At 53.5% G+C, this 5,232-nt stretch carries 6 protein-coding genes and 1 pseudogene; 2 read left to right on the forward strand and 5 right to left on the reverse strand.

What is annotated here, in order from left to right:
- Window positions 1-147: 147 nt before the first annotated feature.
- The 5 genes and pseudogenes from Q0349_RS12105 to Q0349_RS12120 all read right to left on the reverse strand — a co-directional run.
- Window positions 148-1,281, reverse strand: a complete 1,134-nt coding sequence (locus tag Q0349_RS12105) for a DUF1887 family CARF protein (RefSeq protein ID WP_298081264.1) — start codon at window positions 1,279-1,281, stop codon at window positions 148-150.
- 12 nt (window positions 1,282-1,293) lie between these two features.
- The gene (csx16, locus tag Q0349_RS12110) at window positions 1,294-1,587 is read right to left on the reverse strand and encodes a CRISPR-associated protein Csx16 (RefSeq protein WP_298081265.1); all 294 of its coding nucleotides are present in this window, start codon (window positions 1,585-1,587) and stop codon (window positions 1,294-1,296) included.
- On the reverse strand, window positions 1,584-2,519 hold the full coding sequence (cas6, locus tag Q0349_RS12115; protein WP_298081266.1) for a CRISPR system precrRNA processing endoribonuclease RAMP protein Cas6: 936 nt from the start codon (window positions 2,517-2,519) through the stop codon (window positions 1,584-1,586). The genes csx16 and cas6 overlap by 4 nt, the downstream gene beginning before the upstream one ends.
- A gap of 119 nt (window positions 2,520-2,638) precedes the next feature.
- Entirely contained in the window at window positions 2,639-2,860 is a 222-nt protein-coding gene (locus tag Q0349_RS14165) for a topoisomerase DNA-binding C4 zinc finger domain-containing protein (protein WP_366916324.1), read from the reverse strand.
- Between the two features lie 53 nt (window positions 2,861-2,913).
- Window positions 2,914-3,564 (reverse strand): annotated as a pseudogene (locus Q0349_RS12120) (restriction endonuclease); the annotation flags it as partial.
- Between the two features lie 246 nt (window positions 3,565-3,810).
- On the opposite strand from Q0349_RS12120, the gene Q0349_RS12125 reads away from it, so the two are divergent.
- The gene (locus Q0349_RS12125) at window positions 3,811-4,008 is read left to right on the forward strand and encodes a hypothetical protein (RefSeq protein WP_298081268.1); all 198 of its coding nucleotides are present in this window, start codon (window positions 3,811-3,813) and stop codon (window positions 4,006-4,008) included.
- A complete protein-coding gene (locus tag Q0349_RS12130) occupies window positions 3,923-5,143 on the forward strand; it encodes a leucine-rich repeat domain-containing protein (protein WP_298081269.1) in 1,221 nt (406 codons plus the stop codon). The genes Q0349_RS12125 and Q0349_RS12130 overlap by 86 nt, the downstream gene beginning before the upstream one ends.
- The last annotated feature ends 89 nt before the right edge of the window (window positions 5,144-5,232 follow it).

Below are 5,232 nucleotides of genomic sequence, written 5' to 3' on the forward strand. Positions count from 1 at the left end.
GAAGACAGTACGCGGTTGTACGGCGAGACAACGCAACACAGTATGAGGCTTTCGGTGGATGGCTATAAATCGCCTCTGGTGGGCGTGCGGGTAACGCTTTGTTGTGCGGACGGCAATCCGGCGGCAGTGACGGGCAGTGTCCCCCGGCTATTGTCGTGCCATCCATTTGTGCAGCAGGGTTTTGAAGCCGTGCAGGTCTTTTTGTTCGATGATTTCGATGCCGGCGCCTTTGGCGCGGTCGCGGGTTTCGCGCGGCAGTTCGCGGTAGGCGATGAAGGCGGTTTGGGTGCGCAGGCCACCGAGTTTTTTCAGTGTCTCAAGTTTGTAGAGCGCGTTTTGCGTTTTTTCGTCCGCCTTGAGGTTGGCGGTTTTGCATTCGAGTACGAAGAGGATGTTGTGGCTGAGGATGGCGATGTCCAGTTCGTTCGGCTGGTGCGGGTTGCCCGTGTTTTCGATTTGGACGTTGAGCGCGATGTCCTGGATGTCCGGCAGGCTGGCGGCAAGGTGGAAGGTGTATTCTTCAAGCCAGCCGCCGTTGGCGTAGCGCAAGCTGTCTTCGTCAGTGAAGGTGATTTTGTCGCCATCGGTTTTGAGCAGGTCGTGGCGGGCGAGGAGGTCGATCAGGTCATCGAGTGCGCCCCAGGTTTCGTTTTGGGTAAAGGTGAGGGTTTTGCGGTTCTGGGCGCGTCCTTTGCTGATGATGCCGTTCAGGGCGGTAATGGCATCGGTGTAATATTGGTGGCGCTGGACGAGCGCTTCGCCGATGGCCTGCCGTTCGCGCGGCACGCTGTGTTGTAGCTGGTTGTTGGCGGCGATTTGGTAGCCGTGCAGGCGCAGGTAGTCTTCGATTTTGATTTTGGGCGGTTGCAGGGTGAGGCGTTCGTTGTTGTCGAGCAGCAGCACTTCGTTGCTGGTGGCGGTGAAGTAGAAGGCGGGGTACCCCGCGTCGTGGAAGGTGCGGTAGGCGGCGATGGCCATCAGTTTGGTGCCGCCGGTGAGGTTCAGGGCGATGTTTTCTTTGGCTTCGTCCAGCGCGATGAGTTCGCCCAGCACTTTGTCTTCCATTTCCTGCATATCGTATTCGCTGGCGATGGTGATTTGTCGTGTTTTGACGCCGCAGCGGGTTTTCAGTGTGTGGGCGAGGGCGTCGGCTTTTGCGCGCATCCGCTCGGTGACGAGCAGGATGACTTCTTGCGGGCGGAACTGGTTGTCCAGCACGGGGACGTAGTTGGGGATGGGCTGGTCGGAGACGATGCAGACGTGGATGTTGTATTTGTGCATGGTGTTTTCCTGTCAGGTTTTGTAGATGTGGTAACGCTGGAGGGTGCAGCCCATCGCGCGCATTTCCGCCGCGCTGTATTCGCTGCCGCGTCGTTCGGCTTCTTGCGGCAATTGCAAGGCGTACCACTGCGCGCCTTTGGCGCAGACGGCGGCGGCGAGGTGCGGCGGCAGGGTGCCGATGACGGTGTCGCCGGGGGCGATTTCGTCCGGGTCAAGGTGGTCGCGGTAGTGGTCGATGTGCCACTGCGGTTGTTCTTTTATCCAGGCGATGGCGCCGGGATGGCGGCTGATGAACCAGTTGCTCATGGGTGTTCGGTGAGGGTGTAGCGGCCAAGGCCGAAGGTGGTGTTTTTGCCCAGATGCAGCCATTGGCCGATTTGCAGGACGCGGGCGTGCTCCGGGGCAAGTCCCGCCAGTTCCCAGTCGCCGATGACGCCGCCCAGGTGCATATGGCGCTGTTGGCGGTTGGAGTAGCGTTGCCAGTCGTACCAGCGCAGGTTTTTGTGGCTTGCCACTTGTGCCGCCTGGTTTTTGAGGGCGAGGTAGTCGGCCTGTGGGGTGATGCCGAGATGGATTTGTGCGGTGAGCGAGAGGCGGCGTTGCAGTTGGGTCAGCAACGTCTGCGCGCCAATGCGCTCCACGCCCAGCGCCACGCCGTTGTGTTGCAGGCGCAGCGGGGTGAGGAGGCGCAGCGTCAGGCGGTCGGGGACGGTGTCAGGCAGGGTGATGTGGTTGTCGTGTTCGGCAATGCGTTCGCCGTCGTAGATCTCTTGCCAGCCGTCTTCGCGTTCGATGGCGATGGCGGCGAGTTCGCCCTGGCCACGGGCGATGCCTTCGGCGGTGCGGAAGGCCTGTTGCCAGGCGTAGCTGATGAGCGGCAGGTAGTGGCGGGCGCGGCCGATGAGGACGAGGCTGAACTGGTACTGGCTGCCGGGCGGGTAGTCGCGGCGGTCGTCGAGGCGGGCGGGTTCGATGCTGTACGGCGGCGGGATGGTCGCCGGGTTGGCGAGGCCGATGTCCGGGCGCGGCGCGGGTTCAAAGATGTGGGTGTAGGGGGTGTGTTGCAGCAGTTCGGGCTCGGGACGGTGGCCGCGCGGCACGCTGGCGCGGCGCAGGGCGTGGCCAAAGGCACCGCGCAGTGCCGAGCCGATGTAGGCGGGCGATTGCAGGGTGCGGGTGATGGTGAAGGTGTAGCGGTAGCGGGCGATGGGCAGGGTCGCGGGGAGGTTGAGGAGCATGGTTCCGGGATGAGGGTTGGCGGGTTGCGGGCAGTATTTTGGCATCGTTTCGCAGTTTTTGTTGTCGGCCATGAATGGCCGACAAAAAGTCGGGCATAGATGCCCGACCACACAAAACACTATCTTCGATGCCATCTCTTGTTTCTTCGCATCCCTACATCAAATGACCGCGTATATCTGCATTTGGGATATGCGGAACACCCATAATACAGCCCATATCTGCCATTTCTGATTTCCAGAAAACTGCCACATTTGGGACAACTTGTCTTACTTTCCTTTGCCTTGTTTTTATCCAAATCAACAGGTTGATAATAAGTGTTGGGGTTGGGGCTTTCTGACAAAAAGTTTCCAAAAGCACGGCATCCCGTTTGATAGCATTACCCAGCATATCCAGAACGCCGTTAATATCCAGTACCTCAATAGGCTTGCCTTTTATCCAGTCATTGGCCTCATTGGTTATCGAACTGGTTGTTGCCAGCAGGCCACTTACTTTGAGTGCAGGATGCCTGTTTTGAAAATCACAGATATTGCCATACAGCATTTGCATGGCTGGCCTGCCCACATTGTTTTCTGTATATCTTTTGCACTGCAACAAGACAAGCGCATCTCCTTTCCTGATAAATCCGTCTATCCCGCCATCCCCGGATGCTGGTGTATGCTTAACGGAAAAACCATGCAGCTCATATATTCTCAATACGAGTCTTTCAAACTCAACAGGCTCCATATTACGCAAAAAACAAGCGTTCATCCTTGTTTGATTTACGTCCGCTCGAATCTTGGCTCTCTCTTGCGCTTTCCGTCTTTCCTCTTCCAGTTTTTTTCGGTTGATTTCGGCTTGTTGCTTCTCATGTTCTGCAATACAGGAAGGACACAAATTTCTATTATATGCCGCACCTTTTATTCCATGCCTGCAAGGTGCCATTTCTCTCTGTTGGTGAATTTCTTTCTCTTGTATTTTCCTGTTACAGTCATATAAAATAGCTCCTATTACTATATAGGAAAAATATCCACCAATAATCCAGGTGGCCAATTCCAGGAAACTCATTTTTAGCACTCCAATACTTTCCGCCAAATTATTATGGCAATAAACGTGCCAAATCGTTTATAATTCCCTGCATTGCAGGGAGAACGGGTGAAAATCACAATACCGCGCTGCCTGCCTGCCTGCCAGAGTATGTTTACACCATCTTGAATGTAGTTGTTACGCGGTCTTCCCGCTTTACAAACGGGCAGCTGAATGGCAAACACGCGCTACCCAACCCCTACGAGCCTATTTTTCATGGAGAACCCCATGCACGACGAAGACAACCACAAACCCGGCAAAGGACTGCGCCCACAGCAAAGCAGTCTCCCCGCCACGCTCAACACCAGCAAAAAACTGGTGCAACACCTGAAAATCGCCCTTGCTCAAACTGGCCGCGAATTGGCAGAAGATGACGGCTGGGTCGAGCGCCTTATTCATTCGCGGGCTGGAAGCAGGGATAAATGAATACACCAAAATTAAAGCAGTCATTAAAACGGCAAATGGAGAGGAGGAATTGGATTATCTGTCGCGGGATAAGGAAACATGGTTGGCTTTAACTTTTTTACGATTTTCAGGAGATGTGGATATAGAGGAAAATTCAGATTTAGAAAAATTACCTGCCGAAATTGGCAAGCTGCAGAATCTGAAAGAACTTGACCTTAGTTGGAATCAACTCACCACCCTGCCCGCAGCAATCATCCAGCTGCATAAGCTGCAAACACTTGACCTTTGTGGTAATCAACTCACCATCCTGCACTCAGCAATCACTCAGCTGCATAAGCTGCAAACACTTGACCTTAGTTTTAATCAACTCACTACCCTGCCCGCAGCAATTACTCAGCTGCATAAGCTACAAACACTTGACCTTGCTGGCAATCAATTTACTACCTTACCCGCAGAAATAGGTCTATTACAAAATCTGCAAGAACTTGGCCTTGAACATAATCAACTAACCACCCTACCTGTTGAAATAGGGCAGCTGCATAATCTGCAATATCTTTACCTTTGTGATAATCAATTTACCACCCTACCTGCTGAAATAGGTCAGCTGCATAATCTGCAAAAACTTGACCTTCGCGAAAATCAATTCACCACCCTGCCCGCAGCAATCGGTCAGCTGCAGAATCTGCAAAAACTTGACCTTCGCGAAAATCAACTCACCACCCTGCCCGCAGCAATCTGGCAGCTGCAGAATCTGCAACAACTTGGTCTTGGCTATAACCAACTCACCACCCTGCCCGCAGAAATAGGACAGCTGCATAATTTGCAACAGCTTAACCTTCGCAATAATCAACTCACTGCCCTACCCACAGAAATTGGTCAGCTGCAGAATCTGCAAGAACTTGACCTTGCCAGCAATCAATTTACTACCCTGCCCGCAGAAATCGGTCTGCTACATAATTTGGAATACCTGGATTTAACAGACAACCCCCTACGCAGCCTGCCTGCTTCCCTCAAAAGCCTCTACCGCGAGCGCAATGGTGCATTAGAAAATGGTGCATTAGAAATATGGCTGGACGATGAATCCCTGCTTGAAGACGACGACAATGACGACGACTTTTTCTTTTCTGATGACGATGATGACTACTTTTTCTTCTAACCCGGAATCCTGTTCATGCAAATATTAATAAAACGGGTGGTGTCCTAAAATGTATGCTGATAAACGGCGGGCAAACAAAAAGCAACGGA

The organism is uncultured Cardiobacterium sp., assembly GCF_938028185.1.
Lineage (GTDB): Bacteria > Pseudomonadota > Gammaproteobacteria > Cardiobacteriales > Cardiobacteriaceae > Cardiobacterium.